This is a genomic window from Hoeflea marina, assembly GCF_003182275.1.
GTDB classification, from domain to species: domain Bacteria; phylum Pseudomonadota; class Alphaproteobacteria; order Rhizobiales; family Rhizobiaceae; genus Hoeflea; species Hoeflea marina.
In genome coordinates, this window is the sequence record NZ_QGTR01000001.1 from 155,745 (window position 1) to 182,719 (window position 26,975).

The 26,975-nt window shown below is 65.9% G+C and carries 22 protein-coding genes; 11 read left to right on the forward strand and 11 right to left on the reverse strand.

The features are described 5' to 3' along the window. Positions 1-393 precede the first annotated feature (393 nt). From DFR52_RS00820 to ggpS, 3 genes are read left to right on the forward strand one after another with little or no spacing between them, the layout of a single operon-like run. A complete protein-coding gene (locus DFR52_RS00820) occupies positions 394-1,533 on the forward strand; it encodes an NAD(P)H-dependent glycerol-3-phosphate dehydrogenase (protein WP_110031053.1) in 1,140 nt (379 codons plus the stop codon). Further along, positions 1,530-2,333, forward strand: coding sequence for an HAD family hydrolase (locus DFR52_RS00825; protein ID WP_110030040.1), 804 nt, complete (start codon positions 1,530-1,532; stop codon positions 2,331-2,333). Before DFR52_RS00820 ends, DFR52_RS00825 begins: the two co-directional genes overlap by 4 nt. After that, the gene (gene ggpS, locus DFR52_RS00830) at positions 2,323-3,834 is read left to right on the forward strand and encodes a glucosylglycerol-phosphate synthase (RefSeq protein ID WP_110030041.1); all 1,512 of its coding nucleotides are present in this window, start codon (positions 2,323-2,325) and stop codon (positions 3,832-3,834) included. The genes DFR52_RS00825 and ggpS overlap by 11 nt, the downstream gene beginning before the upstream one ends. Positions 3,835-4,158: 324 nt before the next feature. On the opposite strand, the gene DFR52_RS00835 is transcribed toward ggpS, so the two are convergent. The 5 genes from DFR52_RS00835 to DFR52_RS00855 all read right to left on the reverse strand — a co-directional run bounded on the left by DFR52_RS00835 (position 4,159) and on the right by DFR52_RS00855 (position 10,482). Then, the gene (locus DFR52_RS00835; RefSeq protein ID WP_146215515.1) at positions 4,159-5,367 is read right to left on the reverse strand and encodes a DUF6236 family protein; all 1,209 of its coding nucleotides are present in this window, start codon (positions 5,365-5,367) and stop codon (positions 4,159-4,161) included. A gap of 299 nt (positions 5,368-5,666) precedes the next feature. Then, the gene (locus tag DFR52_RS00840; protein ID WP_110030043.1) at positions 5,667-5,990 is read right to left on the reverse strand and encodes a YidH family protein; all 324 of its coding nucleotides are present in this window, start codon (positions 5,988-5,990) and stop codon (positions 5,667-5,669) included. A 3-nt stretch (positions 5,991-5,993) separates the two neighbouring features. Then, positions 5,994-8,630 (reverse strand): bifunctional lysylphosphatidylglycerol flippase/synthetase MprF, encoded by a 2,637-nt coding sequence (gene mprF / locus DFR52_RS00845; protein WP_210205744.1) that lies wholly within the window; start codon positions 8,628-8,630, stop codon positions 5,994-5,996. Beyond that, complete coding sequence (locus tag DFR52_RS00850) at positions 8,614-9,315, reverse strand: DUF1003 domain-containing protein (protein ID WP_110030045.1); 702 nt, start codon at positions 9,313-9,315, stop codon at positions 8,614-8,616. Before DFR52_RS00850 ends, mprF begins: the two co-directional genes overlap by 17 nt. Positions 9,316-9,978: 663 nt before the next feature. Then, positions 9,979-10,482: a YybH family protein gene (locus DFR52_RS00855; RefSeq protein WP_158284819.1), complete on the reverse strand. Its 504-nt coding sequence runs from the start codon at positions 10,480-10,482 to the stop codon at positions 9,979-9,981. A 358-nt stretch (positions 10,483-10,840) separates the two neighbouring features. Between DFR52_RS00855 and DFR52_RS00860 the strand changes: the two genes are divergently transcribed. The 5 genes from DFR52_RS00860 to DFR52_RS00880 all read left to right on the forward strand — a co-directional run bounded on the left by DFR52_RS00860 (position 10,841) and on the right by DFR52_RS00880 (position 15,940). After that, positions 10,841-12,262: a cytochrome ubiquinol oxidase subunit I gene (locus DFR52_RS00860; RefSeq protein WP_110030047.1), complete on the forward strand. Its 1,422-nt coding sequence runs from the start codon at positions 10,841-10,843 to the stop codon at positions 12,260-12,262. Then, positions 12,263-13,267 carry a cytochrome d ubiquinol oxidase subunit II gene (gene cydB, locus DFR52_RS00865; protein WP_110030048.1) on the forward strand — a complete coding sequence of 335 codons (1,005 nt, stop codon included), beginning with the start codon at positions 12,263-12,265 and terminating at the stop codon, positions 13,265-13,267. Beyond that, a complete protein-coding gene (locus DFR52_RS00870) occupies positions 13,267-13,377 on the forward strand; it encodes a DUF2474 family protein (RefSeq protein WP_110030049.1) in 111 nt (36 codons plus the stop codon). The genes cydB and DFR52_RS00870 overlap by 1 nt, the downstream gene beginning before the upstream one ends. A gap of 96 nt (positions 13,378-13,473) precedes the next feature. Further along, the gene (locus tag DFR52_RS00875; RefSeq protein WP_280954174.1) at positions 13,474-14,454 is read left to right on the forward strand and encodes a thioesterase domain-containing protein; all 981 of its coding nucleotides are present in this window, start codon (positions 13,474-13,476) and stop codon (positions 14,452-14,454) included. Position 14,455: 1 nt separating this feature from the next. Next, positions 14,456-15,940, forward strand: coding sequence for a class I adenylate-forming enzyme family protein (locus DFR52_RS00880; RefSeq protein WP_110030051.1), 1,485 nt, complete (start codon positions 14,456-14,458; stop codon positions 15,938-15,940). A gap of 46 nt (positions 15,941-15,986) precedes the next feature. On the opposite strand, the gene DFR52_RS00885 is transcribed toward DFR52_RS00880, so the two are convergent. Beyond that, positions 15,987-17,000, reverse strand: a complete 1,014-nt coding sequence (locus DFR52_RS00885) for a Bug family tripartite tricarboxylate transporter substrate binding protein (protein ID WP_110030052.1) — start codon at positions 16,998-17,000, stop codon at positions 15,987-15,989. A 605-nt stretch (positions 17,001-17,605) separates the two neighbouring features. Between DFR52_RS00885 and DFR52_RS00890 the strand changes: the two genes are divergently transcribed. Then, positions 17,606-19,090, forward strand: a complete 1,485-nt coding sequence (locus DFR52_RS00890; RefSeq protein ID WP_158284821.1) for a class I adenylate-forming enzyme family protein — start codon at positions 17,606-17,608, stop codon at positions 19,088-19,090. Between the two features lie 24 nt (positions 19,091-19,114). Here DFR52_RS00890 and DFR52_RS00895 read toward each other — a convergent pair whose 3' ends face one another. The 4 genes from DFR52_RS00895 to DFR52_RS00910 are packed head-to-tail and all read right to left on the reverse strand — an operon-like array spanning position 19,115 to position 24,212. Then, the gene (locus DFR52_RS00895) at positions 19,115-21,070 is read right to left on the reverse strand and encodes a tripartite tricarboxylate transporter permease (RefSeq protein ID WP_110030054.1); all 1,956 of its coding nucleotides are present in this window, start codon (positions 21,068-21,070) and stop codon (positions 19,115-19,117) included. A gap of 31 nt (positions 21,071-21,101) precedes the next feature. Further along, a complete protein-coding gene (locus DFR52_RS00900; protein WP_110030055.1) occupies positions 21,102-22,100 on the reverse strand; it encodes a Bug family tripartite tricarboxylate transporter substrate binding protein in 999 nt (332 codons plus the stop codon). A gap of 59 nt (positions 22,101-22,159) precedes the next feature. Further along, on the reverse strand, positions 22,160-23,155 hold the full coding sequence (locus DFR52_RS00905; protein WP_158284822.1) for a Bug family tripartite tricarboxylate transporter substrate binding protein: 996 nt from the start codon (positions 23,153-23,155) through the stop codon (positions 22,160-22,162). A 58-nt stretch (positions 23,156-23,213) separates the two neighbouring features. Continuing rightward, entirely contained in the window at positions 23,214-24,212 is a 999-nt protein-coding gene (locus DFR52_RS00910) for a Bug family tripartite tricarboxylate transporter substrate binding protein (RefSeq protein ID WP_110030057.1), read from the reverse strand. A 123-nt stretch (positions 24,213-24,335) separates the two neighbouring features. On the opposite strand from DFR52_RS00910, the gene DFR52_RS00915 reads away from it, so the two are divergent. Beyond that, the gene (locus tag DFR52_RS00915) at positions 24,336-25,232 is read left to right on the forward strand and encodes an alpha/beta fold hydrolase (protein WP_110030058.1); all 897 of its coding nucleotides are present in this window, start codon (positions 24,336-24,338) and stop codon (positions 25,230-25,232) included. A 124-nt stretch (positions 25,233-25,356) separates the two neighbouring features. Here DFR52_RS00915 and DFR52_RS00920 read toward each other — a convergent pair whose 3' ends face one another. Next, positions 25,357-25,836 (reverse strand): GNAT family N-acetyltransferase, encoded by a 480-nt coding sequence (locus DFR52_RS00920; protein WP_110030059.1) that lies wholly within the window; start codon positions 25,834-25,836, stop codon positions 25,357-25,359. Between the two features lie 494 nt (positions 25,837-26,330). Between DFR52_RS00920 and DFR52_RS00925 the strand changes: the two genes are divergently transcribed. Continuing rightward, positions 26,331-26,693, forward strand: coding sequence for an endonuclease domain-containing protein (locus DFR52_RS00925; RefSeq protein WP_110030060.1), 363 nt, complete (start codon positions 26,331-26,333; stop codon positions 26,691-26,693). The last annotated feature ends 282 nt before the right edge of the window (positions 26,694-26,975 follow it).

Genomic DNA, 26,975 nt, shown 5'->3' on the forward strand with positions numbered 1-26,975 from the left:
TTATGATAATATCGGTTTGGTTTATTTATTGGCAGGCTATATATAAAGTAAGCGGGATTTTATGGTAGTTCGTCGACCAATATTTGAATTGCATTTAAGGTTGCATGCAACAAACGGTAGTCGAAAAAATACCTGCGAAACGATTGTATTTGTCGGCAATTCCTCTATGTTCAATGCTGCAGCGCACAAGCGGGAATCGAGCTGGCGACGGACTTGAGCTATCGGTCTTCGCCCCCACCATTTTCTGTGCCGCGCCTGAACCCCGTTCAGGCCCTGGTTCCCGCGATTCCGGAGGGCGCGACATTGTCGCCCCGGCTCAGCATGGAGCCGTCACGGCTTTCTGTCGCCGCCGCCGGATCTTCGCAACCAGACCCAGGAGGCTGTCATTTGGACATGCACGACGAAACGATCCATTCCCCCATTGTCCTGCCGGACCAGCGCCCGATCCGCAGCATCGCCGTCATCGGCGCCGGCGCCTGGGGCACGGCACTCGCCATGACGGCGGCATCCGCCGGACGCGTGGTCCGCCTCTGGGGGCGCGACCCGGCCCATGTCGAGGCGATGGCCCGGCAGGGCCGCAACAGCCGCTACCTGCCGGAGGTCGATTTCCCCGCCGGCCTTTCGGTCACCGCCGACATGGCGGTGGCCGTCTCGGACGCCGATGCCGTGCTGCTGGTGACGCCGTCGTCGAGCATTCGCGCCATGGCGCGCCGCCTCGACCAACATCTCGGCGGCGTGCCGGTCTTCGTCTGTTCAAAGGGCATCGAGGCCGGGACCGGCATGATGATGAGCGATGTCGTCGGCGCCGAAATGCCGCGCCACACGGTCGGCGTGCTCTCCGGCCCGACCTTCGCCCACGAGACCGCCAGGGGCTATCCCACTGCGGTCACCATCGCAGCCCCCTTCACGTCGGCTGAACGCGCCGCTCCCCAGACCAGCCCCGCCGCGCGCATGGCGCTGGCCATGGGGTCGGAGTGGTTCCGGCCCTATGTTTCCGACGATGTCATCGGCGTCGAGATCGGCGGCGCGGTCAAGAACGTCATCGCCATTGCCTGCGGCATGATGACCGGGGCCGGCTTTGCCGAAAACACCCGCGCGGCGCTGATCACGCGCGGCCTCGACGAGATGAAGGCGCTTGCCGCGGCGCTGGGCGGCAGCCGCGAGACCGTCACCGGCCTATCCGGCGTCGGCGACCTGACGCTCACCTGTTCGAGCAGTTCGTCGCGCAACATGTCGCTCGGCCTGCAGCTGGGGCAGGGCATCGCCCGGCCGATGTGCTTCGGCGGCGCCCCCGTGGTGGTCGAGGGCGAGAACACCGCCATCTCGCTCACCGATCTTGCCCGTCGCGTCGGCGTCGAGATGCCGATCTCGGAGGCGGTTCGCGAGATCCTGCATTGCGGCGCCGATCTGGGCGAGACCTTCGCGGCGCTCTGGTCGCAGCCGATCCGGGGCGAGCCGCGGGCGCTGAGCTTCGAGATGGCCCATCCCGCCAGCGTCGAGGCGATCGACACATTCGCGAGGGCCTTCGCATGATTCCCGCTCCCAATCCCGGCGACAAGCCATGGCACGAGCGGCGCATGCTGCTGGCCACCGACCTCGACGGCACCTTTCTCGGCGGCAGCGACGACGACCGCCGCGCCCTCTACGATCTCATCGCCGCCCATCGCGACGATGTCGCTCTCGTCTTCGTCACCGGCCGCGATCCCGAATTCATCACCGACCTGTGCGCCGAGGGCTTCGTGCCCTGGCCCGACCTGCTGATCGGCGATGTCGGCACCACCATCGCCTCCGTGCATCCCGGTTCCAACACGCCGGTCCGCCCGGTGGCCGTGCTCGAGGCGGACATCGCCGAGCGCTGGGGCAACAGCGGCGCCAGGGTGCGCAAGGCGCTGGAAGGCGCGCCCGGCCTCACCCTGCAGCCGACCGCCTTCCGCTACCGCGTGAGCTACGATCTCGATGCCGACCTGCACGACCCGGCCACCGAGGCGATGATCCGCGAGATGGGCTTCGACGTCATCGTCTCGGCCAACCGCTTCTTCGACGTGCTGCCCTCCGGCATCTCCAAGGGCCCGTCGCTCAGAAAGCTGGTGAGCCACCTCGGCGTGCCCGAGGAGCGGGTGCTCGCCGCCGGCGACACGCTCAACGACCTGTCGATGCTCGCCTGCGGCCTCAACGCGGTGGCCGTCGGCGGCTCCGAACAGAAGCTCATCGACCAGGTCCGCCATTTGCCGACTGTCTACAAGGCCGCCGGAATCGGAACCGCCGGCATCACCGAGGCGATCGCCGTCTTCGGCCTGCTGCCGATCGAAAAAGGAATCACCAATGCCCTCTGATCTCGTCATCGTCTACCATCGCCAGCCCTTCGAGGAAGTGGAGGAGGACGGCGTCGTCGTCCGCCGCGCCAATTCCAGCCCCAACGGCATCGTGCCGACGCTCAAGGGCTTCTTCGCCAATGTCGAGAAAGGCTCCTGGGTGGCCTGGAAGATGGCCGAGGATCCGGCCAATCCGGATTTCGAGCGCGTGGTCGAGGTGGAGGACACGTTCGGGACCTATTCGGTGTCGCGGCTGCCGCTGACCCGGGCGCAGGTGTCGAGCTTCTACCACATCACCTCCAAGGAGGCGTTCTGGCCGATCCTGCACTCCTTCAAGGATCGCTACAATTACGACCCGGTCGACTGGCCCACTTTCCGCGAGGTCAACTGGGCCTTCGCCGAGGCCGCCGCCGCCGAAGCCGCTCCCGGCGCCGTCGTCTGGGTGCACGACTACAATCTCTGGCTCGTGCCCGGCTATCTGCGCCAGCTGCGCCCCGATGTGCGGATTTCCTTCTTCCACCACACGCCGTTCCCCTCGGCCGACATGTTCAACGTGCTGCCCTGGCGCCGCGAGATCATCAAGAGCCTGCTCGCCGCCGACGTGGTCGGCTTCCACATCCCGCGCTACGCCAACAATTTCGTCTCCGTCGTCCGCTCGCTCTTCGATGTGGCGCCGCCGGAGCGCGAACAGGTGCGCGGCGATTTCCTCGGCGAGGGCACCGCGCTGTCGGAACGCTCGGTGCCGGTCTCCCTGATGCATCAGGGCCGCAAGGTCCACATCAGCGCCTTCCCGGTGGGCGTCAATGCCGGCTATGTCGAAAGCATCGCCTCGAACGACGAGACCGAGGCGCGCGTGCGCGCCATCAAGGCCGAACTCGGCGACGCCAGGCTCATCATCTCGGTCGCCCGCACCGACTACACCAAGGGCAATATCGAGCAGCTGCTCACCTATGAGCGGCTGCTGGAGCGCCAGCCGGCCTTGCGCGGCAAGGTGAGGCTGATGCATGTCTCTGTGCAGGCCAACCGCTCGATGACCGCCTATGAATCCATCCAGAACGAGATCGAGCAGATCGCCGGCCGCATCAACGGCCGCTTCGGCAGTTTCGACTGGCAGCCGGTGGCGCTGATCTCGCGCGCCGTCCCCTTCGCCGAGCTGATCGCCTATTACCGCGCAGCCGACATCGCCTGGATCACGCCGCTGGCCGACGGGCTCAACCTGGTGGCGCAGGAATATGTCGCCGCCCGCACCGACGGCGACGGCGTTCTGGTGCTCTCGGAATTCGCCGGCACCGCCATCGCGCTCGAATCCGCCGTGCTGACCAATCCGTTCTCCGACGGGATGATGAACTGGTCGATCGACCAGGCGCTGGAAATGCCGGAAGACGAACGCCGGGCGCGCATGACCGTCATGCGCCGCACGGTGGCCACCTACGACATCGAGGCCTGGGCAAGCGAACAGCAACGCATGTTCGACCTCGCCCGCTTCGACACCCCGGAACAGGACAAGGCCGACGCGGCGTGAGCGGCGGGCATTATCGCTGAACTAAAGGGGCGGGCAGAGATGTCCGCCTTTTCCATGCCGGGAGGGGCGGTGGGAGGGAATTCAACGAGGTGTCAGAAGGGCAGGGAGGGGTGGTTCGGTGCGGCGGGAATGAACGCTGAAATGGGGCCGTAAGAGGACAGTTCGCACTTATCGGGAACCTCACAAAAACGGACATAAGCCCGAGGCACTAGATCCATCGCGACCGACCCAAATCAACCGTTGGATAGCTTCCCGGCAGATGGCTGCTTCTGCTTGGCATAGACGAAGTTATCAATAGCTGTCGACGTAGAGGGCATTTAGCCCTCAGAAATCGCTCGCGGAGAATTTGCGCTCAACGTCGAGCAAATACGTGAATGGAGAAGCGCGACGTGCCTTGTTTCGCGCAAGATGCGTTTTCACGGATACGTCTGTGACCGCAATCGCTGCCCCTGCGGCGAGCAACGTCGTGCCAGTCAAACCGGTGAAATATGCCAGTGCTCCGCCTGCGGGTACGGAGACCGTGACGGCGCGCTGAACACCCTCCCAAACGGATTGGATCGAGTTGTCTTTCAATTCGCTTCTCAACGCCTCCAACTTCGGGCGAATTCGCCGTTTATAGACTTGCTTCGCCTTCTCCTCGAGTTCCTTACCGGTTTCACAGGCGCCGATCTTGGAAGAGAGCTCCTCGAAATGCCCAGATAGCTCCGCCAGTTGAACTGCGCGCGCACGCCGGAAGTCCAGCAGCTTATCGACCCGTGTTGCCGGATCGACGCGAAGCGCCTCCATGACGAATGAGATAAGTGCTCCCTTCTTTTCTGACTCCGACGAAGGTTTCACATCATCCAGTAACGTGTGAAGGTTCACGCCCATTGCAGGCTCTTCATTCGTCAGCGCCGCTAGCTCCGTTTCCTTGGACAGCAAGGCAGCAAGAGCAGCCATGTAGACTTCAGCAAACAGGCTATCGACAAGCAGCCATTCGCCGTCGTTGTTGAAACGCCGATTGGCGTGATGAACGATGTCCTCTAAATGCCGGGACATTTTTCCGGGATGCATTGCGACAAACCGCATCTCCTCAAAATGGTCACGTAAACCAGGGTCGATCTTGCCCCGATGCATGTGCGCCAAACCAGTTCGCATCGCGAGGCTCCTGAGCGCTGGCGAGAGCTTTTCAGGATGTATATGGGCGTACCTGAACTGATCGCGAATATTCATGCCAATCTTGTCCGCGTGCATCAGCGCGTAGCGATTGGGGTCCCGGCCCATTCGGTTGGAGTCCAAGTCTCGTCGGAAGAAGCCACTGTCCATCAGGCCAACCACCCGTTTGCCGAGAACGTCAAGCAGATCGGGATGAAGGTCGCATCTCAACGGCTCAATGAACCCTTCGCGCCAGAGCATGTTAGTGTCGGCGTTCTGATATGGCTGATTAATGGCACGCGGTGCGATCGTCTTAATTTCGTCCCAGAACAGAATTGCTGAGCGCAACCAAGTGCTGTCATGAATATCAATGTGAGGATAATAAAGCGCAGACCCCAACACGGATGAACCTCAAAGCCAATTTCCCTAGTGGCCATAGTCGCAGTATTGGCGATCACTAAGCAAGCAATTTGTCCAAAGCGCCCCCAACTCAGTAATTCGGATCAGATTCAGCGGAAGTCGACCTCCTACCAGCTGGTGCAGAAATGGCCCGCCATTCCGAGCGTCTGTTTCCCCTCTCAGCAGTTGCTGCTCGACTTGTCGAATGGCAGCTTCCGAGCGTCTCACCGAGGAGCCTGAACGGCCGAAATTAGGGCGCGAAGCGGACTTTGGCCGCCGAGCGTATCAAACTCCCGCCCTCAACTATCCACATGCAGCCCGAAAGCGCCCAGCAGCAGGAACAGCGCCATCACCAGCGCCAGCAGCATCGCGTCGGGTCCGAACGAGCCGTCGTCGACTTCGGCTTCGAGCGCGATGCGTTTTCTGAGCCTGAGCATCCTCAGATAGGCGATCAGCACCACCAGCCCGCCGGCGGCGAGCAGGCCGATCTCGGAGCCGGTCGAGGGCGCGCCCGGATCGAGCCTTGCCGCGGCCAGCCCGAAGCCGACCACCGCCATGGCGGTGCGGACCCAGGCGAGGAATGTGCGTTCATTGGCCGAGTGGTCGGCATAGTTCTTGATCATGACCTACCTCAGGATTCCCTTGGCGCCGGCCGAGACCAGCCCCTTGATGCCGCCCGAGACCAGGCCGTTGACATCCATCAGCACGCCCGGCGCATCGATGGCGCGCGGCACCGCCATGTAGCTCGGGGTCCAGACCGGATTGAACTTCTGCTTGAAGGCGCGCAGGCCCTCGAAATTGTAGAAATGCTCGCCATGCTTGAAGACCGCGTTGCCGATGCGGTTCCACATCGTCGCCATCGGCCCGCTCTTCAGCCCCGAGAGGGGTGCGGCGCCGAGCGAGAACCAGCGAAACCCCTTGTCGGCGCCCCACAGCATCAGTTCGCCGAACAGCGCATCCATTACGAAGCCGGGGATTTCCGGGTCGTAGCGCATCAGGTCGATGGAGAATTCCTCCATGTCGGCGCCCTGCAGCAGATTGGCAAACGCAATGATGCGGTTGTCTTCCGTGTGGCGGATGACGGCCTGGTCGAAATGGGCGAGATACTGCTCGTTGAAGGAGCCGAGCGAAAAGCCCTTCTCGGTGCCGTGCTTGGATTCGAGCCAGGCTTCCGAGACGCGCCGGAGGTCGGCGAGATGCGCCTTGACCTGGCGCGCCGGAATGATGTCGAACTCGTAGCCCTCGCGCCGCGCCTTGTTGCGCGCCCGGCGGAAATAGCCCTTGTCCGGACCGTCGAGCGTCAGCCCCACCAGGTTGACGCGCGCCACCTCGCCGATCTTGAGGATCGAGAACCCCATCTCGACATAGGTCGGCAGGTATTTTTCCGAGGTGGCGTAGAAGGCGCATGTCTTGCCGCTGGCGTCGGCCAGGCCGCGCAGTTGCCAGCAGAGATCGGCGCCGGCCCTGGGCTCGCCCACCGGGTCGCCCTTGGCAACCAGCGTGCCGCCGCCATCGGCATAGGCGATGAAGGCCTTGCCGTCTTCCGACAGCAGGAAGCGCTTGTCGCCGGTCAGCGCCAGACCTGCTTCCGCCTCCGGCGATGCCGCCACCAGATCGCGCACCCGGTCGGGAATCGGCTCGGGCTTGAGCCGCGGGCCGGAACCGCCGATCCAGGCGTTGAGCGCCACCGCCAGCAGAATGACGGCGATCGCCAGCGAAGCGCGCAGGAACCGCGGGGCATCGCCGTGCCAGGCAAAATCCCACCACAGCTCGTTGGAATATTCGACATTGGAATAGGCAAACAGCCCGATCCAGATCGCCGCCGTCACCGCCATGGCCGAGACGATCAGCCAGCGCCAGCTCGGGGAGAACACCGCCTGGTTCGGCCCCCGGTAGAAGGCGTTGCGGAACGTCCCCAGCAGCACCAGTGCGGCCAGCAGGGCTTCCGCCTGCAGCCAGCCCGCGCCCCTGGCGACGGACGCGGCCGCGCCGATGGCAATCAGCGCCATGGCAATCCACCAGGCCTTGGCCTGCTTGCGGTAGAGTCCGCGGGCGACGATGATGAGCAGCACGCCGGCAACCGAACCGATCAGGTGCGAAGCCTCGACGAGCGACAGCAGCGAGACCTCCTGCAGCGCCCGCATGCGGCCGAACTCGGCCGGCAGGCTGCCCGAGACCAGCAGCGTCAGCCCGGCCATCAGCGCGATGCCGGCGCTGGCGGCGTGGATGAGCGGCTTGACGATGGAGTAGATCTTGCGGCCGGTGCGCTTGTCCGTGTCCGGCGACCGCATGATCCAGGCCAGCGCCAGGCCGCAGACGGCGATCGAGAACGGGATGACGTAGTAGACAAGCCGGTAGAGCACGAGGCTTGCGAGCATGTCGGAGCGGCCGGCGGCCCCCAGTCCGGCGATCATCGTCGCCTCGAAGACGCCGATGCCGCCGGGTGAATGGCTGACGATGCCGAGCCCGATCGCGGCCACGAAGACGACGAAGAACAGGGCGAAATTCTGCGCCAGGTCGGGCGGCAGCAGCACATAGAGGGTGAGCGCCGCCGAGATGATGTCGAACACCGCCACCGCGGTCTGCGCAAGCGCCATCTCCGCGCCCGGAAGCTGGATCCGGAAGCCCCTGTGGCCCACCGACCGCCTGCCGCCGGCAAGCCACCCGATCAGCAGCACGAACAGCGTCAGCAGCCCGATGCCGATGCCGGTCTCGGCCGGCGCGGACAGATTGAGCGTCGACCCCAGGCCCGCGGGATGGAAGGTCAGGAGCAGTCCGGTCAGGATCGTGACGCCCAGCCAGAACGAGAACCACAGGGTCGCCACCACATTGCCGATGGCGCCCATGTTCATGTCATAGGTGTCGTAGATGCGGGCGCGGACCGCGGCCCCGGTCAGCCAGGAAAATCCGAGCAGGTTTGAGATGGCGTAGCCCGCCGCTCCCGCGGTCGCGGCCACGCCCACGGGCACCCGTCCCGGCGCCACCGAATGCACGGCCAGCACGTCGTAGCAGGCCAGCGCCATGAAGCTCGCGGCGGTGAAGGCGAGCGCCAGCATGAGATGCGACAGCGGCAGTGCGGCAATGTCGGCCTGGACCTCGGTCCAGCCGACATTGACCGCCAGGCGGTGCAGCACGACGATGGCGATGGCGAAAATGCCGCCGCCGATCATCAGCTTGACCGCCGGATGCAGCAGGGCGCTCTCGAGGGAGGCGATCATGTCGGACTTTTCAGTCCGGTCGGCCTCGTCAGTTTCTTGGTCCAAGGCGCTCTTCCAACAGTTCGATCTGCAATTGCTGCATTTCCGCCAGCCGCTCCCACTGATGGGCCAGCTGATGGTCGATCTTCTCGTGCAGCTGGCGGATTTCCAGCTCCGCCTTGAGATTGACCTTGTAGTCGTTTTCGGCGCGCAGGCGATCCTTTGTTTCCTGCCGGCGCTGGCTCATCATGATCACCGGCGCCTGGATGGCGGCGATGCAGGAGAGCACGAGGTTGAGCAGGATGAAGGGGTAGGGGTCGAAGGCGGCAAAGAGCAGGCCGGTGACGTTGAGCATCATCCAGATGACCAGCACCACCGCGAAGGAGAGGATGAAGGTCCAGGAGCCACCAAACTGCGCCACCTTGTCGGCGGCCCGGTCGCCGATGGTCATGTGCTCGTCGATCAGGCCGGCGGGGTCGACGGAGACGATCTCGTTGTTCTGCAGGCTGGAGAGCACCTGGCGGTCAAGCGCCGAGATCTCGCCGCGCTCGTCCTCGAGCATGTTCTCGACGTAGCGGCGCCGGTAGCCGGCGAGGTCGTCGCTGCAGATGAACTTGCCGTCGCCCCAGTCGGCGTGGTCGCGGGCAATCAGCGCCGAGACGCCCGGCCGCACGGAGATCCACGGCCGCAGCGAGTGCGGCGGCAGATGCCGCCGGCAGACATGACAGGTCCGGTGCGTGGCTTGCGTCATCTTTTCGTCCTGCCGAGTGGGTTCCGTCACTGGAATCAGCCTGTTGCGGCGAGTGTGGCAGCTGAACCCGGTGCGAGGATGGAATGGGCGGAGCCATCCTGACCCCGATCGCGGCATGACCGGGGCGACCCGCGGCCGTCCCTTGACCGGTGCCCGATGCTTAACCGGGCTGCTTGGCACGCATCAGCGCGCGCCATTCGTGCGCGCTGCGCAGCCGCGCCTGGCCGGACCTGCGGTCGATCGCTGCGGAGGGCGGCCGCGCGAGAGCGGCGCCCGCATCAAGGCGTTCGCCGGCTCTGGGCCGCCTGATGCAGGTGAACCGGCTTCCGGCCCGGCGCGGGTCAACGCGACGACGCCCGCCGCGGCGCGCGCATGGTGCCGTCCGACAACCGGTCCGGCGTGCCTGCAAGGCGCCGCGCGTGGCCGATGCTCCGCGCAAAGAATGCAGGACCATGCGACAGCCGGCTCGTCCGGCGGCGACCCGCGTGAGCGCACCCGCCAACCGGCGGATGCGCCTGGCCGAATGCATCTCGCCCGAAAATGTGCAGCGGTTTCGGGACCATGACGCACAAGCACAAAGAGCTAAAGCACATCGCGTGAATCGGAAATCACGCGATGTGCTTCAAGGGCTTCTGCCGCTTCGGCTTGTATCGGGGGCGGGGCCTACTGCACCGCCGCAACCGGCGGTGTCGGGCCGGGATCGACGTTCCAGGTCTGCATGACGTCCTTCCAGACAGCGTCCTCCAGCACGGAGATCGCCGACCAGTAGCCGTGCAGCGGCATCGAGTTGCCCTTGTCGTCGGAGGCGGTGAAACTGTACTCGCCCTCGCTCCAGACCGTCTTGCCGTCGTCGCCGATCATGTGGGAACTGGTCACCTTGCCGGCGTGGTCGCTGAACTTGAAGCGCTCGAGCAGCTTCTCGTAATGCGCCTTGATCGCCTCGCGGCCCCGGATCGGGCCCTGGTTGGTGATCTCGACGGCGTCTTCGGCGTAAAGCGCGACGATGGCGTCGGCGGTGTTGGCGTTGAAGGCGTCGTCCCATTTGGCGGAGTGCTCAGCCAGCGCCGAAAGCATGGCTTCGTCGGTCACCCGCATTTGCTCCGCGCCTGCCGGGCCGACGGCGAGCAGGGCCGCGCCCAGCAACGCAGCTGTGAGGATGTGCTTCATGGCAAGTCTCCCGTTGTGAAAGCTGCGGCGGCGGAGCCGGTACCTGATCATTTCCCGGTCATTCCCGCCTGTCGCACCCTGAAATCATAGCGCATCGCAATAAAAACGCAATAAACATCAATAAAAAATCGTTTTACGCATGTATAAATTAAAAGTGAAACTTGAATACGTTATTTGATCATGATTTATATTGAAGAATGGCTTGCTGTGTTGTCTTGGAGGCAGCTTCCGCGGTTCCGCGGCCGGATTGCGGCGCGCCGCTGTGCTCGGCTGCGCGCCTATGTCACGCTGGCCAAACTGGCCAGCGGCGGACGGATGGCCTATCTATCTGTTCTGTTGAATGTGTCAGGGGAACGGGATGACCTACGGATTGACGGCGGAAATTCTGGCGCGGGCTCAGTTCGCCTTCACCATCTCCTTCCACATCATCTTCCCGGCCTTTTCCATCGGGCTTGCGAGCTTCCTCGCCGTCCTCAACGCCGCCTTCCTCTGGACCGGGGACCGCGCCTATCTGAGCCTGTTCAACTACTGGAAGAAGATCTTCGCCATCGGCTTCGGCATGGGTGTCGTCTCCGGCATCGTCATGTCCTACCAGATCGGCACCAACTGGAGCGTGTTCGCCGACAAGACCGGACCGGTGCTGGGGCCGCTGATGGCCTACGAGGTGCTCTCCGCCTTCTTCCTCGAGGCGGGCTTCCTCGGCATCATGCTCTTCGGCCGCACCAGGGTCGGGCCGGGCCTGCACATGTTCGCCACCGCCATGGTCGCCGTCGGCACGCTGGCGTCGGCCACCTGGATCCTGTCGGTCAATTCCTGGATGCAGACGCCGGCGGGCTACTCGATCAACGATGCCGGCCAGTTCGTGCCGGAAGACTGGTGGGCGATCGTCTTCAACCCGTCCTTCCCCTACCGCCTGGTGCACATGGTGCTGGCGGCCTATCTCACCACCGCCTTCGTGGTCGGCGGCGTCGGCGCCTGGCACCTCATCAAGGGCCACAGCGGGCCGGCCGTGCGCACCATGTTCTCGATGGCCATGTGGATGGCGGCGCTCGTCACGCCGCTGCAGATCGTCGCCGGCGACGCCCACGGCCTCAACACGCTCGAGCACCAGCCGGTCAAGATCATGGCCATGGAGGGCCATTATCAGAGCCATCCGGACGGCGCGCCGCTGATCCTGTTCGGCATCCCAAATTCCGAGGAGCGGCGCATCGACTACGCGCTCGAGATCCCCAGGCTCGGCAGCCTCATCCTCAAGCACGATCCGAACGCGCCGATGGCGGGCCTCGACACCATTCCCGAGGCCGACCAGCCCCCGGTTCCCATCGTCTTCTGGAGCTTCCGGATCATGGTCGGCCTCGGCTTCGCCATGCTCGGCCTCGGCCTGTGGAGCCTGGTGCAGCGCTGGCGCGGCCGGATCTACACCGACGGCTGGCTGCACCGCGCCGCCGTGCTGATGGGGCCGACCGGCTTCGTCGCCGTGCTTGCCGGCTGGGTCACCACCGAGGTCGGCCGCCAGCCCTTCACCGTCTACGGCCTGCTCAGGACCTCCGACTCGCTGGCGCCGATCGCCGCTCCCGCCGTCGGCGCCTCCTTCACCGCTTTCGTCGTGGTCTATTTCTTCGTCTTCGGCGCCGGCGTCTTCTACATCCTGCGCCTCATGCACCGCGCGCCGGTCATCGACGAGAGCGAGAATGTCGACGGCCCGATCCGCGCCGCCGGCGTCACGCCCGGCCCGGCGATGGAACACGCGCCGGCCGAAACCGGATCACAGGAGCGCTAGATGGTCTTCGATCTTCCCTTCATCTGGGCCGGCATCATCGCTTTCGCGGTGCTGGTCTATGTCGTTCTCGACGGCTTCGACCTCGGCGTCGGCATCCTGTTCGCGATCGAGCCGCACGAGCGCGAGCGCTCGCTGATGATGAATTCCGTGGCGCCCGTCTGGGACGGCAACGAGACCTGGCTGGTGATGGGCGGCGGCGGCCTGCTCGCCGTCTTCCCGCTCGCCTACGCCACCGTGCTGCCCGCGCTCTACGTGCCGATCATCGCCATGCTGCTGGCGCTGGTCTTCCGCGGCGTCGCCTTCGAGTACCGCTGGCGCACGGCGCGCTGGAAGGGCGTCTGGGACATGGCCTTCTTCGGCGGCTCGCTGGTTGCGGCGCTGATGCAGGGCATCGCGCTGGGCGCGCTGGTGCAGGGCATCGAGATCGAAGGCCGCGCCTATGCCGGCGGCTGGTGGGACTGGCTGACGCCGTTCTCGCTTCTGACCGGCGTGGCGGTGGCCATCGGCTACGCGCTGCTCGGCGCCACCTGGCTGGTGATGAAGACCGAGGGCGAGATGCATGACCGGATGCGCAGCCGCGCGAAGCTGCTCGGCATCGCCACGCTCGCTCTCATCGGGCTCGTGAGCCTCTGGACGCCGTTCCAGGAACCGCTCTACTTCCAGCGCTGGTTCGCCTGGCCGACAATTGCCTTCTCCGTCGTGGTGCCGGTGCTGGTGGCGGCTCTCGCCTGGGTGCTGTTTTCCGGGCTGGCTTCGGGCCACGACCGCTATCCGTTCCTGGCTTCGCAGGGGCTGTTCGTGCTGAGCTTCGTCGGCATCGGCATCAGTTTCTACCCCTTCATCGTGCCGCCGAGCCTGACCATCGCGGAAGCGGCGGCGCCGGAGAGCAGCCTGCTGTTCACGCTCGTCGGCTTCCTCATCCTGATGCCGATGATCCTCGCCTACACCGCCTATGCCTATTATGTGTTTCGCGGCAAGATGGACCCCGACGAGGGCTATCACTGATGGCAGTCGGAGAAACGGCAAGGCGGCTCGCCTGGTTCGTCGCCATCTGGCTGGCAAGCGTCGCGGCGCTTGCAGTGGTCGCCTACGGCCTGCGGCTGGTGATCAACTGACGCCCTATTTGGGTGGCCGTGGGTACTGGATAAATCTGAATTCCTGCGGTATTTGTGAAAACTGCTTTGTTCTAGAGGTGTTAACGGGAACCGCCGTTGGATACGACCGCCAGGATAGTCGGGATATTTCGTGACGAGATGCGCCTTCCGGCCGTTTCGGCCGATGGCAATTTCTTCGATCTCGGCGGCGATTCGCTGATGGCGGAAAACATCATCCTCGCCGTGCAGGAGGCCTTCGCGGTCAAGCTGCAGACCTCGGTGCTGCTCAAGGCATCGACGCCGCGCGACCTGGCGGCCGTGGTGCAGGGGCAGAGACATGCCGGCGACCTGTCGCGTCTGGTCACCGAGATTTCCGGCGGGACGGAGAAGCCGGCTATGGTGATGGTGCACGGCATGGGAGGCAGTTCGCTGTTTGCCAACCGGCTCGATGACACCATCCGCTCCCGGGCGCGCATCCTCGCCATGCGCGGCATGGGTCTGGGGGAAGGGGAAGCGCCGCTCGACGATGCCGACGAGATCAGCGGCCTCTATCTCGACGCGGCCAGGTCTTACGCCGGGCAGACGCCGAACATCTTCGGCGGCATCTGCGTCGGCGGACTGATCGCGCTCACCATGGGCCTCAAGGCGCAGACCGAATCGGGCAAGCGGCCGCAACTGGTGCTCATTGATCCGCCGCCGCTCGGCTCCCTCTGGCTCAAGCCTGTCAAGGCGGGCCGTGATGCCAAAGCCCGTCGCGGCAGCCTTGACCGACAGGTGCGGTTCTGGCGCGCCGTGTCGCGCGTCTGCGAGCGCTTTGGCCTCGGCCGCTCGGTGATCGGCCGCAAGGCCCGGCGCGAGAATTTCAAGAAATCCCTGACCCGCGCCTTTGCCGGCTTCACCCCGGCCTCCTATCCCTGCGACGTGCTGCTGGTCGCCAGTTCGCAGTGGGGCGAGACCACGCTCGCCGATTACCAGAAGTGGCTCGGGCCCGAAGCCTCGATCCGCACGGCGGTGATGCCGGGCCAGCACCGCGATTTCCAGCGGGTCAACCGCGACCGGATCAACGCGACGATTCGGGAATTCCTCGGACTGGAATGAGATGATGATTCCGCAGGCAGGCCGGCTTGCGGCCATCGGAACGCTGTTGCATGCCAATCTTGCCGCGCGCCACGATTCGATTGTCGTGGAGACGGCGGAGCGCGCATTCACCGGCGCCGATCTGCTCCGGCGCAGCGCGGGCGTTGCCAGGGTGCTTGCCGAGAACGGCCTTTCCCGGGGAGACAGGGCGCTGTTCTTCCTGGTGGGCAACGAGGACGCGCTGGTCTGCAGCCTGGCCTGCTGGTGGCTCTGCGCCACGCCCGTGCTGATGGATTTCCGCAGCCCGGCCGCCCAGCGCCGCCGGATCGCCGAACTGCTCGGCGCGCGCCTGATCGTCGAGCAGCGCCGCCCGTCGGGCGAGGAGCAGTATGAAAGCCTGATCTGGAACGAGACCTGGTGCGAGCGACCGGCCTGGGACGCGCCCTGGCCGCAGCAGGACGACCTCGACGCGGTCCCGGCCTTCATGTCGCTGTCCTCCGGCACCACGGGACTGCCCAAGGCCTATGTCCATTCCCATCAGCGCTCCACCGGACGCGTGCTCGATCGCGAATCGACAGGCGAGAGCACGGGGGGGCTGATCTTCACGCCGATGAACCTGTCCTTCGCCGCCACGCGCAACATGGTCATGGCGGGGCTTCACTACGGAGCCAGGATCCGCTTTGCCTCGCCGCTGTTCAGCGCCGGCGAACTGGTCGAGATGATCGCCGCCAGCGGCGCCACCGCCTGCGCGCTGCCGCCGCCGCTGATCCGCAATCTGGCGCGCGAGGTCGGCGAGCGCTCCACCCCGTTCTTCGATCGGCTGGTCATGTTGCGCAGCATTGGCGGACCGGCCTCGGCCGAGGACAAGCTCGAGGCCTATACCAGGCTCAGCCGCGGCTACGTGATGACCTATGCCTCCGGGCTCACCGGCACGGCGACGCAACTCGGCGGACCGGACCTGCTTTCCCATACGGCGAGTGTCGGCCGCCCGCTGCGCACCGTGCGCATCGAGATCGTCGATCCCGAGACGCTACGGCCGCTGGGCACCGGTCAGGCCGGACTGATCCGGGTCTGGACGCCAAACCTCGCCGACGACGTCATCGAGGCGGCCGAGGGCGCGCCCAACACCGAGCGCTGGGGCGAGGGCTGGGGCATTCCCGGCGATTTCGGCCGGCTCGACGCGGAGGGCTATCTCACCATCGTCGGCCGCGAGGCAGACATGATCGTGCGCGGCGGCGTGAACGTCGCCCCGCAGGAGATCGAGAACCTGCTGCGCAAGGACCCTCGGATTGTCGATGTCGGCGTGGTCGGCATCGACGACCCCGCCTATGGCCAGGAGATCGCCGTCTTCATCGTCGCCGAGAGCGGCGAGGAGGCGGACTTCCATGTGCTGTGCATGAGCCTGCTGGCCTCCGACCGCCGGCCGCGCATCATCCGCCTGGTCAAGCGCCTTCCCTACAACGCCAACGGCAAGCTGGTGCGCAACGAGCTGCGCGCCATGCTCTGACCCTTCGTCCGGGAGCCGACCGGCGGCCTCGGCCAGGCCGCCGCGGTCAGCGGCTGAGTTCCGCCGCGCGCTCGACGGTTGCCGTGTCTGCGGCGGTTATCGCCCGGACCGTCTCCGCCACGTCGGTACCGGGTTTCGACGCGATGTCCGAATGCCGCTTGCGCGCTTCCTCGAGAACCCTGGGGTCGGCGACCATCGCGTCGAAGGCCTTCCGGAATTCGGCCACCGTGGCCTCCGGCGTTCCCGGCGGCAGGAAGATCGGCAGCTGGAATTTCAGGTGGCTGGTCAGAAGTTCGGCCGCGGCCCGGTCCCGAGGCTCTTCGATCCGCTCGACGAAATTGGGGATGTCCGCGATCTCCGGCGGGACCTTGTAGGCCCATTGCGCGACGATGCGCTGGCTGCGCTCGGAGTTGGCCTGGATGAAGGAGGAGAGCGTGATGCCGCACCAGCCCTCGATCTCGCCGCGGTCCATGGCGATGTTGACCTCCGGCGCGGTCTTGAAGCCGGTGATGACGGTGTAGCGGGCGCCCAGTGTCTGCTTGATCATGTTGGCCAGCATGTAGCTGCCGCTGGCCTTTCCCGTCGAGCCGAGGATGACGTCGGCCTCGAGCAGGTCGTCGGCAGTCCGGATGGCGCTGTCCTTGCGCACCACGCAGAGCAGCGGCGTGTCGGCGAGGCTGCCGATCCAGTGGAACGCATTGGGGTCGAAGTCGGCGGTCGCCGGGTCGGTGACGGTCGCCACCATCACCGACGGATTGACGAGGCCGAACACCGAGCCGTCGCCGGGTTCGGTGGCCGCCATCATCTTGGCGAGCTTCAGGCTGCCTGCGCCCTCCACATACTGGACCACGATGCCGGGATTGCCGGGCAGGTGGGCGCCGAGATTTTCGGCCACCAGTTGCGCCATGGCGCCGTAGCTGCCTCCCGGCCCGAACCCGACCTTGAGGGTGACCGGGTCGGCGGCGAGGGCGTTTCCGGCGATGGCCGGGAAAGCTGCGGCCAGGACCGTGGCCGCCAGGCCGGTGCGGAGGGCATGGCAGGTATTCCGGATCAGTCTCATTGCATTTCACCTCTTCGGTCTGGAAATGAAGGAACCGGGATTCAGGTTCTGGGAGTTGTCTGCTGGACGATCAGACGATCTCGGGCTGTGCGTTATGGCATGGCACGCAGCGCCATGGTGCGCCGGGCGGTTCGGCCCGAAGCGCCCCTGACGCAGGTCCCGCGGCTTTCCCTGTGCGAACATGGCGCGCGCCGGAACCCGCCCGGAATTGACGCCTCGACGATTCTCGGGCGCGCGATGAACGGGCCGATCCTCCGGCGGGGCGGTACGGACTGTGGCAATGTGGAGGACAGGCAGGAAATGAAGGCACGACATCCTCGGTGATCGGCTCGGAGGGCTCCGCCATTATGCAGCGGCGAGCAGCCGATGTCACCTGGCCCGAGATCCGGAAGCAGCCCTCCTGCATACTGGATCCGTTCCTGACTTCTTGCAACCGCTGAGGGAATAGCGCATATGCGCCCTCGGAAAGCGGCGGGATGGGTGTTACGGCTTCCGCCTTCCCGGCGCCATCAGGCTCGCGGCAGCTCTGCCCCGAGCAGCGCGTCTTTCCGGCGGTGCAGGACGGCCGCCGGATGCAACGATCCGTATGCTGGAGTTTGATAGAGATGGAATTTGCAGCACAGACCGAAGATGCCGGCCTGGGGACAAGGCTGTACCGCGCGCTGTCGGCGCGCAGCGGCGATGTCGTGGTCGAGACCGCGGAGCGCATGTTCACCGGCGCCGATCTGCTGCGCCGCGCCGCCGGCGTCGCCCGCGTGCTGTCCGCCGCCGGTCTGGGCAAGGGCGGCCGGGCCGTCATCTGCCTGCCGGCCGGCGATGATGCGCTGACCTGCATTCTGGCCTGCTGGCATCTGGCGGCGACACCGGTGCCGATGGATTTCCGCAGCCCGGCGGGGCAGCGCCGGCAGATCTCAGAGCTGGTCGGGGCGCATGTGGTCGTCGAGCCGCGCCGGCCGGCCGGCGCCGAGGGGTATGAGAGCCTGATCTGGAACGAGGCCTGGTGCGAGGGAGCCGCTGTCGATGCGGCGTACGCGTCGAACGCCGAATTGAACGACGTGCCGGCCTATCTGGCGTTCTCGTCCGGCACCACCGGGCTGCCCAAGACATATGTCCAGTCCCACCGGCGCATGGCCGGCCGGATGCTGGTTCGGCTGGCGAGCAGGGAAACGGCAGGGGCGCGAAGTTTCACGCCGATGACGCTGGCCTTTTCCGCCACCCGCAACATGGTGACCGGCGCGTTGCTGTCCGGCGGCGTGGTCCGCTTCGGTCCGCCGCTGTTCAGCACCGGTGAGCTCATCGAGATGATCGACGCCAGCCGGGCCAGCGTGGTGGCGCTGCCGCCGCCGCTGATCCGCAACATGCTCCGTGAAATCGGACCCCGGTCGACGCCCTATTTTTCCCGGCTGAGTTCCTTGCGCAGCATCGGCGGGCCGGCCTCGGCCGAGGACAAGATCGGCGCCTACACCCATCTCTCCAACGGCTACCTGATGAGCTACGGCACTGGTCTGACCGGCAATGTCTCGCTGCTGTCGGGACCCGACGTGCTCACCCATCCCCAGACCGTCGGCCGCGCCGTCGCGAGCGTCGGCTTCGAGATTGTCGATCCGGAAACGCTGCGGCCGCTGGGGCGCAATGTTCCGGGCCTCATCAAGATCATCACGCCCTGGTTGGCCGACGATGTCATCGAGGACGTCCGCCCGGGCGCCATTGCCGAGCGGCGCGGCGAAGGCTGGGGCATTCCGGGGGACGTCGGCATGCTGGACGACGAGGGCTTCCTGACGATCCTAGGTCGCGAGGCCGACATGATCGTGCGCGGCGGCGTCAATGTCGCGCCGCAGGAAATCGAGAACCTGCTGCGCCGTGACCCGCGGATCACCGATATCGGGGTCACCGGCATCGACGATCCGTCCTATGGCCAGGAGATCGCCGCCTTCATCGTGGCGGCCAGCGGCGAGGAGGCGGATTTCCACGCGCTTTGCATGCAGCTCCTGTCCTATGACCGTCGCCCGCGCATCATCCGTCTCGTCAGTCGGCTGCCCTACAACGTCAACGGCAAGCTGCTGCGCGGCGAGCTTGCGGCGATGCTGTAGCGGGAGCGGCCGCCACTGGACGGATCAGAACCAAAGCAGCGGCCGCGGCCAGGGAACCGATATCAGCCAGCCGAAGATCCCGTAGCTCAGCGCCGTCGTTGACAGTGCGGCGATGACAGCCGCCGCCCGGCCGGTGGGCTGTTCGGCAAGCCTGTTGCGCGACCAGATCACGGTGAGCACGAAGATCGGCACGGCCACCACCAGTCCGGCGAGCATCACCAGGCTGGCAAAGAGCACGCAATGAACCGGCACCAGCATGCGTTTCATGGTCTCGTTGCGGCGGGCCAGCCGCGCCGTCGCGTCAGAAGCCCAGGGTGCCCGCGGCCGGTCGCGCAGGAACATCTGCCAGGCGAGCGCGGCGACCACCACAAGCAGCAGGATGGCGGTGAACGTCGGAAACCGCCGCGCCCCGTCCGGCATGGACCAGGTGTCGACGATCACGAAGATGCAGGCAGCGCTCAGCAGCGCGATCGCCACCATGTCGGAAATCCTGTGGGCGCCAGGCGCGCTGGCAGCGCGGCGCGCGCGCCGCCAGGCCAGCGTCTTGCGGATGGCGAAGGCGCCGCCGAGAAGGATCAGAGCCTGGATCGACGGTCGGTAGATCCAGTCGGTGCCGACGATCTGGTAGGACAGGAAGAAATAGCGCTCGATGCTGGGGCCGAGCACGAATCCCAGCGAGAACGCCGCCCGCGGCCAGTTGCCCTGCGCCATGAAGTGGCCGAGGATTCCGAAGCCGACCAGCACAACGATGTCGGCGAAGCTCGCATGGGTCTGGAACGCGCCGAGCGTGACGAACACCAGCGCGACCGGAATGATGATCGTGCTCGGCAGCAGCGCGATGCGCGCCAGCGGGTTGGTCAGGCCGAGGCACAGCGAGGCACCCAGGATGTTGGCCAGCGCCACGAACAGGATCAGCGAATAGGTGATGGGAAGATTGGTGGTCATCATCGCGGGACCCGGCACCAGGCCCTGCACCATGAAGGCGCCGAGCAGGATGCTCATCGTCGCCGACCCCGGCAGGCCGAAGGCGATGGTCGGGATCAGCGAGCCGCCTTCCTTCGCGTTGTTGGCGCTTTCCGGCCCGATCACGCCGCGGATGTTGCCTTCGCCGAACTCCGGTCCACCCTTGCGGTCGCGCTTGGCCATGCCGTAGGCGACCCATTCGATCACCGGCAGGCCGATGCCGGGAATGGCGCCCAGCATCGAGCCGAGGGAACTGCACTGCAGCACCAGCCTCCATTCCCTGAGCGTGTCCTTGAGGCCGACCAGCATCGAGGAGGGGCGCATGGATGCCGTCGCACCCGATATCGAGGTCCGCCGCGACAGGTCCATCAGCGCCGGCAGCCCGAACAGACCCAGGAAGACGATGCCGATCGGCAGCCCGTCCCAGAGATACAGGGTGCCGAAGGTGAAGCGGGCGACGGCCGACTGGTCGTCGATGCCGACGAAGGACATCAGCACGCCGCCCAGGGCGGCGATGACGCCCTTGAGCGGCTGCGGGCCGGCGAGCATCGCCACGAAGAACAGGCCGAAGAGCGATATGGCCAGGAAGTCGGGGGACTTGAGCAGCAGCATCAGTGGCCGCATCACCGGGATCGACAGCGCCAGCACCAGCGCGCCGAACAGCCCGCCGATCAGCGAGGCGCTGTAGGCGGCGCCGAAGGCGCGCGCCGCCTGGTTCTGCCGCGCCAGCGGAAACCCGTCCTCCACCGTGGCGATGGCGCCGATGCTGCCGGGCACGCCGATCAGAACCGCGGGGATGGTGTCGGAGGTGGTGATCACCGAGCCCATGCCGAGCAGCAGGGCGAAGGCGGCGTAGCTGTCCATCGTGTAGGTCAGCGGCACCAGCAGCGCCATGCCGAAAATGCCGCCGAGGCCGGGGATGACGCCGATGACCAGCCCGACGACGACGCCGCAGACCAGCATCAGCAGCGTGAAGGGCTCGGTCACTCCGGCAATGGCGGTGGTCCATGCGTCCATCGAAGGGCAGCGCTCCTGAATTGGATGGGGGTTATTTGCTGAGTTCGCCGGCCCTGTCTATGACGGCCTTGTCGGCGCCCGTCAGCGCCCTGACGATCCCGGCGACGGTCTCGCCGGACTTGGCGTTGAGCACGAGCTTGCGACTTGCGGCATCCGCCCGGAAGCCCGGATCGGCCACCATGGCGTCGAATGCCTTGCGGTAGGTCTCCACGATGTCTGGCGGGGTGCCGGGCGGAAGGTGCAGCGGATGCTGGAAGCGGAGCGTGTCGACGATGAGTTTCGCCGCCGCATGATCCACCGGGTCGGTGATCAACTCGAGAAAGGACGGAATGTCCTTCATGCTCTCTGGCACCTCAAGTGCCCATTGTCCGATGATGCGGTTGGTCTGCGACAGGCCTCCGGCAGTGTAGGCGGTCAGCGAATTGCCGCAGCTTCCCGCGATTTCGCCCCGTTCGCTGGCAAGACCGATCTCGGCCAGGCCCTTGAATCCCGTCACCAGGCTGAACCTGGCGTGGAGCGCGTTCTTGACCAGCGCCGCCATCACATAGGTGGTGCTGGACTTGCCGCTCGCCCCGAGAATGAAGTCCCGGCCGAGGAAATCCTCCACGGTCTCGATCGGGCTGTTCCTGCTGACGGTGCAGAGCTGCGGCGAGCCAGACAGGCTGCCGATCCAGCCCAGCGAATTGGCGTCGAAACTGGCAAGCTCCGGGGTCGAGACGGTGGCGAATGCCACCACGGGATTGATCAGCGCGATGACCGAGCCGTCCTTCGGTTCGGATCCGACCATCATCATGGCGAGCTTCAGGCTGCCCGCGCCGTCGACATTCTGGACGACGATGTCGGGATGGCCCGGCAGGAACCCGCCCAGATGCTCCGCCACGAAGCGGGCCATCAGGTCGTAGCCGCCGCCGGGACCGTAGCCGACCTTCAGCGTCACGCTTCCCTCGGCAAGCGCCGGAGCAGTCAGGACAAGCACGCCGATCGCCGCCTGGAGCCCGGTCAGCATCGTCTGGAAAAACGAGGATTTCATCATATTCCCGGTGGGTTGGTTGGACGGCCGGCCGGCCGGACGCGGTGCCGACTTTCCATTTATTGCGCCAGTTCCGCGGCGCGGGCAATGACGGATTTGTCGACGCTGACCAGGGAATCGATGATTTCGGCAACTTTTTCGCCGGGCTTGGGCGACAGCTCGATGTTCCGTCCGGCGGCGTCGGCCTGAAACGCCGGATCGGCGACCATGGCGTCGAAGCCGGCACGGTAGGCATCGACCGTCGCCTGCGGCGTGCCGGGCGGCAGCAGCAGCGGGTTGTCGAAGGCGAGATTGCCGATGACCAGTTCGGCGGCCTTCCTGTCGGCCGCATCCTCGATCAGGTCCAGGAAGGAGGGGAGGTCCCGGGTCGTCTCGGGGACATTCATGGTCCATTGCCCGACCGGCCGCAGCAGCCCGGTGCCGAGCGCCTGGAACGAGGTCAGCGAATAGCCGCAACGCAGTCCGATCTCGCCACGCTCCATTGCCAGGTTGACTTCCGCTCCGCCCTTGAAACCGGTGACCAGCTTGAACCTGCCGCCGAGCGCGTTCCTGAGCAGCGCGGCCATGACATAGGTTGCGCTGGTCTTGCCGGTCGACCCGGCAATGAGATCGGCGGCGAGAAGCTCCTCGACGCTCCTGACCGGACTCGCATTGGGAACCACGCACAACGAAGGCGTATCGTTCATGCTGCCGATCCAGTTGAAGGACCGGGCATCGAAATCGGCCAGTTCCGGCCTCGTCACCGTGGCGATTGTCACCGAGGAGTTGACCAGGGCGATCACGCTGCCGTCGGCTGCCTCGCTTCCGGCCATCAGCTTGGCCAGCTTCAGGCTGCCGGCGCCGTCGACATTCTCCACGACGATGTCCGGACGGCCGGGCAGGAACCCGCCGAGATGGTCGGCCACCAGGCGGCCGACGGCGTCATAGCCGCCGCCGGGCGCATAGCCGATCTTCAGGGTCACCGCTCCCTCGGCCCACGCCGGACCGGACAGAAAAAGCAGGGCGAGGGATGCCCGCAGGCTGGAGCGCATCATTTCCTGGAGGCTTGTCGTCATCGGCTGATCCATCGGTGTGAGGAGGGGAAGGGGCCCGGGCAACGGCGCGCGCGGGGGTCTATCTGATGAGCTCCGCCGCCCGGGCCACGATCGCCGGACTGGCATCGGTCAGCCCTCGGACGATGGCCTCGACGCTTGCGCCATTCTTCGGCGACAGCCGGATATCGCGGCGCAGCGCAGCCTCCACGAATGCCGGGTCGGCGATCATGGCGTCAAAGGCCCTGCGGTGCGTGTCCACGATGTCGGGCGGCGTGCCAGCCGGCAGGACCAGCGGCAGCTGGAATGCCAGGTAGCCGATGACCAGTCCCGCCGCGTCGCGGTCGACCCCATCGGCAATCCGGTCGAGCAGCGCCGGCAAGTCTGCGGTCTCGCCGGATGTCGAGAAGTCCAGGCGTCCGATCAGCCGCATGGTTCGCTCGGCGCCCGTCGCATGGTAGGAGGTCAGCGACGTGCCGCACCAGCCCTCGATCTCGCCGCGTTCGATGGCCAGATTGATTTCGGCGCTGCCCTTGAAGCCGGTCACCAGCCTGAAGCGCGCGTGCAGCGAATTCTTCACCAGCGCCGCCATCACATAGCTGGAACTGGCCTTGCCGCTCGCCCCGAGGAGAAACTCGCCGCCGAGGAACTCGTCCACGCTCGCGATCGCGCTGGCCTTGCCGACCAAGCATACCGTCGGCGAGGCGCTGAGGCTGCCGATCCAGTTGAGGCTGTTGGCGTCGAAACCGGTGAGCCCCGGGTCGGTCACGGTGGCGATGACCAGCGAGGGATTGATCAGGCCGATGACCGAACCGTCCTTCGGCTCGGTTCCGGCCAGCATCCTGGCCAGCTTCAGGCTCCCGGCGCCGTCGACATTCTGCACCGCCACCTCGGGATGGCCGGGCAGATGCGCGCCGAGATGCTCCGCCACGAAGCGGGCGGCCGTGTCGAAGCCGCCGCCGGGACCGTAGCCCACCTTGAGCGTCACCGTCTCGGCCGCGCTGGGCGCGCCGGATATCGCGGTCAGGCCGAGGGCGATGGCAAGACCGAGGGCGCGCAGGAGATGTATCGAATCCGCCATGGTTGATGTCCGTGATCGGCTGCAGGACCGCTGTCCTTATGGCTTATCCGCGCCGTCGTGTCATCATCTGTCGCCGGATATCGGCGCCGCGGAACCTTTGCCCGGCGAGCGGATTGTCTGCGCATGTTCGAAGGATTCAGGCTCGACAGGGTGGCGCTCTCCGGCGCCGTATTGCAGGTACGCCACGGTGGATCGGGTCCGCCGCTGCTGCTGCTGCACGGCCACCCGCGCACGCATGCCACCTGGCACAAGGTGGCGCCGATTCTGGCCCGGCACTGCACGGTGGTCTGTCCCGACCTGCGCGGCTTCGGCCGTTCCACCGTGCCGGCCGACCGGCCGGACCATGCCGGGTCTTCCAAGCGCGCCAAGGCGCAGGACTGTGTCGAACTGATGCGCACGCTCGGCTTCGACCGCTTTGCCGTCGCCGGCCATGACCGCGGCAGCGACACCGCCTACCGCACCGCGCTCGACTATCCCGACCACGTCACCGATCTCGTCATCATGGACGGCGTGCCGGTCGTGGAGGCGCTGGAGCGCTGCAACGAGCGCTTTGCCTCGGCATGGTGGCACTGGTTCTTCTTCGCCCAGCCCGACAAGCCGGAGCGAGCGATCCTGGCCGATCCGGAGCGCTGGTACGGCGCCTCGCCCGAGCAGATGGGGGAGGAGGCCTATGCCGACTATCTGCGCGCCATCAACGACCCGCATGTGGTCCACGGCATGATCGAGGACTATCGCGCCGGACTCGCCTTTGACCGTCACATCGACGCGGCCGACCGCGAGGCGGGCCGCCGCATCCGCTGTCCGACCACGGTCCTGTGGTCGCTGCACGACGATCTCGAGTATCTCTACGGCGACGTGCTGGCGGTGTGGCGTCCGTGGACGACGAAGCTGGCCGGCCGCGGCATCAATTCCGGCCACCACATGGCGGAGGAGGCGCCGGAGGAGGTTGCCGAGGCCATCCTTGCGGCGCTGTCGCGGCAGCACTTCGCGCGGCGCGCGGCGGAGACGCCGGCGGCGTAGGGCCACTCCGGGGAACCGGCTTTCGCTTGGCGGAGCGCACCGCGACCGATCGGCAGTCCCGAGTTCTGCGGCGGTTCGGTGAAAAGCCGCAGCCCGGGGCGCGGATCGGCGGCATGGTCGCGCGCTACAGCCTGAGCTCCAGAAACACCGTGTCGCGGATCGGGTTGTCGTAATAGGGCTCGATCGCACCGAAGCCGAGATCGCGGTAGAGGCCCTGCGCGGCGTTCATGCCGGGCAGCGTGTCGAGCAGCATGCGCTCGTAGCCCCGCCGGCGGGCATGCGCGATCACCGCCAGCGCCAGCCGACGGCCGAGCGCCGCGCCGCGCGCCTGCGGCCTGACATAGAGCCGCTTGATCTCGCAGCAGCCCGGCTCGTCGAGCGGCCTGAGCGCGGCACAGCCGACCGCCTCGCCGAAGGGACCGTGGGCGAGCACGATGATGCCGTCCGGCTCGGCGTATTTCCCCGGCAGATCCGCCAGTTCCGCATCGACGTTCTGGAACCTGAGATCGACGCCGAGGCTCTCCGTGTACTCGATGAACAGCTCGCGCGCCGCCTCCAGGTCGGGCGCGCTGCGTGCGGCGGAAAGCGGAAAAGTGTCGGTCATGGCGGCCTCGCGGAGCGGATGCGAATCATAGCAAGGAATTCACCGCCCCGTCACCCTGAAATGTGAGGCCATCCTTGCGCGGCCGAAACCGGCGTTTGGCCAGGCCCGGAGCCATTCTCCCCCCTTGCGGTGACCCATCGGCGAAGTTGAAAGGACGCGGTTTCAGCGCCTTGGTGCAATCTCGCGGCAGAAATTGTGGGGGAGGCATATTGCGGATGCCGGACCCCCTCACCAACAAAATCTACAGCTTGGCCCTTCGGTCCAAGGCTGTGATTTTGTATCCTCTCCCACCAAGGGTGAGGTGGATATGCGGAACCCGCGGCGCGACCCCCTCTCCATTGGTGGGAGAGGAAGCAATTTCAGCGTCTTAGCGCAGCTAAGCGCTAGAAATTGCAGGTGAGGGGGTCGTTGTAGGCGCCGAACATGACGGCGCCCCGCAGGCTCCGAATTGCCGTGCGGCCGATTGGTGCTATTCTTGCCGATCGGAGAGAGCCATGCGCCACAATCCGCCGCCGGTCCACCGCAGCCGCGCCCGCGCTATGCGCGCGGATGCCACGCGGCCGGAAGCCATCCTGTGGCAGGCGTTGCGCGACCGCCAGCTCGAAGGCTTCAAGTTTCGCCGCCAAGTGCCGCTGAGGGGATACATCCTCGATTTCGTCTGCTTCGAGGCGCGGTTGATCGTTGAGGTGGATGGCCATCAGCATGCCGATTCCGAGCGCGATGTCCGACGCGACGCAGTGTTCGGCGCCGACGGATTTCGGGTGCTGCGGTTCTGGAACGACGAGGTGCTGACCAATGCGGAGGGCGTGTGCCGTGCCATTTTGGCAGAGTTGCAGAACACCGGAGAGGGGCGCTGAAATTGTCCTCCCCCCTTGTGGGAGAGGAAGAAAAATCTGCAGCTTGGCGCGAAGCGGCAAGTGCGAGATTTTTCAGGTGAGGGGTATTCGTGCGCTGACCGGCCCCCTCACCAACAAAATCTGCGACTTGGCCCTGCGGTCCAAGACCGCGATTTTGTATCCTCTCCCACCAAGGGAGAGGTGGGACGAGTGGCGCTGTCCGCATTTCCCATCTCCCCTAGGCGCAAGAGGCAGCAATTTCAGCGGCTTAACGCAGCCAAGGCTGGAAAATGCAGGTGAGAG

Excerpts from the sequence above, each read along its gene's own strand:
- ggpS (WP_110030041.1), top strand. The coding sequence starts at position 2,323 with ATGCCCTCTGATCTCGTCATCGTCTACCATCGCCAGCCCTTCGAGGAA.
- DFR52_RS00870 (WP_110030049.1), top strand. The coding sequence starts at position 13,267 with ATGGCAGTCGGAGAAACGGCAAGGCGGCTCGCCTGGTTCGTCGCCATC.
- DFR52_RS00925 (WP_110030060.1), top strand. The coding sequence starts at position 26,331 with ATGCGCCACAATCCGCCGCCGGTCCACCGCAGCCGCGCCCGCGCTATG.
- DFR52_RS00855 (WP_158284819.1), bottom strand. The coding sequence starts at position 10,482 with ATGAAGCACATCCTCACAGCTGCGTTGCTGGGCGCGGCCCTGCTCGCC.
- DFR52_RS00850 (WP_110030045.1), bottom strand. The coding sequence starts at position 9,315 with ATGACGCAAGCCACGCACCGGACCTGTCATGTCTGCCGGCGGCATCTG.
- DFR52_RS00895 (WP_110030054.1), bottom strand. The coding sequence starts at position 21,070 with ATGGACGCATGGACCACCGCCATTGCCGGAGTGACCGAGCCCTTCACG.
- DFR52_RS00915 (WP_110030058.1), top strand. The coding sequence starts at position 24,336 with ATGTTCGAAGGATTCAGGCTCGACAGGGTGGCGCTCTCCGGCGCCGTA.
- DFR52_RS00880 (WP_110030051.1), top strand. The coding sequence starts at position 14,456 with ATGATGATTCCGCAGGCAGGCCGGCTTGCGGCCATCGGAACGCTGTTG.
- cydB (WP_110030048.1), top strand. The coding sequence starts at position 12,263 with ATGGTCTTCGATCTTCCCTTCATCTGGGCCGGCATCATCGCTTTCGCG.
- DFR52_RS00890 (WP_158284821.1), top strand. The coding sequence starts at position 17,606 with ATGGAATTTGCAGCACAGACCGAAGATGCCGGCCTGGGGACAAGGCTG.
- DFR52_RS00900 (WP_110030055.1), bottom strand. The coding sequence starts at position 22,100 with ATGAAATCCTCGTTTTTCCAGACGATGCTGACCGGGCTCCAGGCGGCG.
- DFR52_RS00920 (WP_110030059.1), bottom strand. The coding sequence starts at position 25,836 with ATGACCGACACTTTTCCGCTTTCCGCCGCACGCAGCGCGCCCGACCTG.
- DFR52_RS00860 (WP_110030047.1), top strand. The coding sequence starts at position 10,841 with ATGACCTACGGATTGACGGCGGAAATTCTGGCGCGGGCTCAGTTCGCC.
- DFR52_RS00910 (WP_110030057.1), bottom strand. The coding sequence starts at position 24,212 with ATGGCGGATTCGATACATCTCCTGCGCGCCCTCGGTCTTGCCATCGCC.
- DFR52_RS00820 (WP_110031053.1), top strand. The coding sequence starts at position 394 with ATGCACGACGAAACGATCCATTCCCCCATTGTCCTGCCGGACCAGCGC.
- DFR52_RS00905 (WP_158284822.1), bottom strand. The coding sequence starts at position 23,155 with ATGACGACAAGCCTCCAGGAAATGATGCGCTCCAGCCTGCGGGCATCC.
- DFR52_RS00825 (WP_110030040.1), top strand. The coding sequence starts at position 1,530 with ATGATTCCCGCTCCCAATCCCGGCGACAAGCCATGGCACGAGCGGCGC.
- DFR52_RS00885 (WP_110030052.1), bottom strand. The coding sequence starts at position 17,000 with ATGAGACTGATCCGGAATACCTGCCATGCCCTCCGCACCGGCCTGGCG.
- DFR52_RS00840 (WP_110030043.1), bottom strand. The coding sequence starts at position 5,990 with ATGATCAAGAACTATGCCGACCACTCGGCCAATGAACGCACATTCCTC.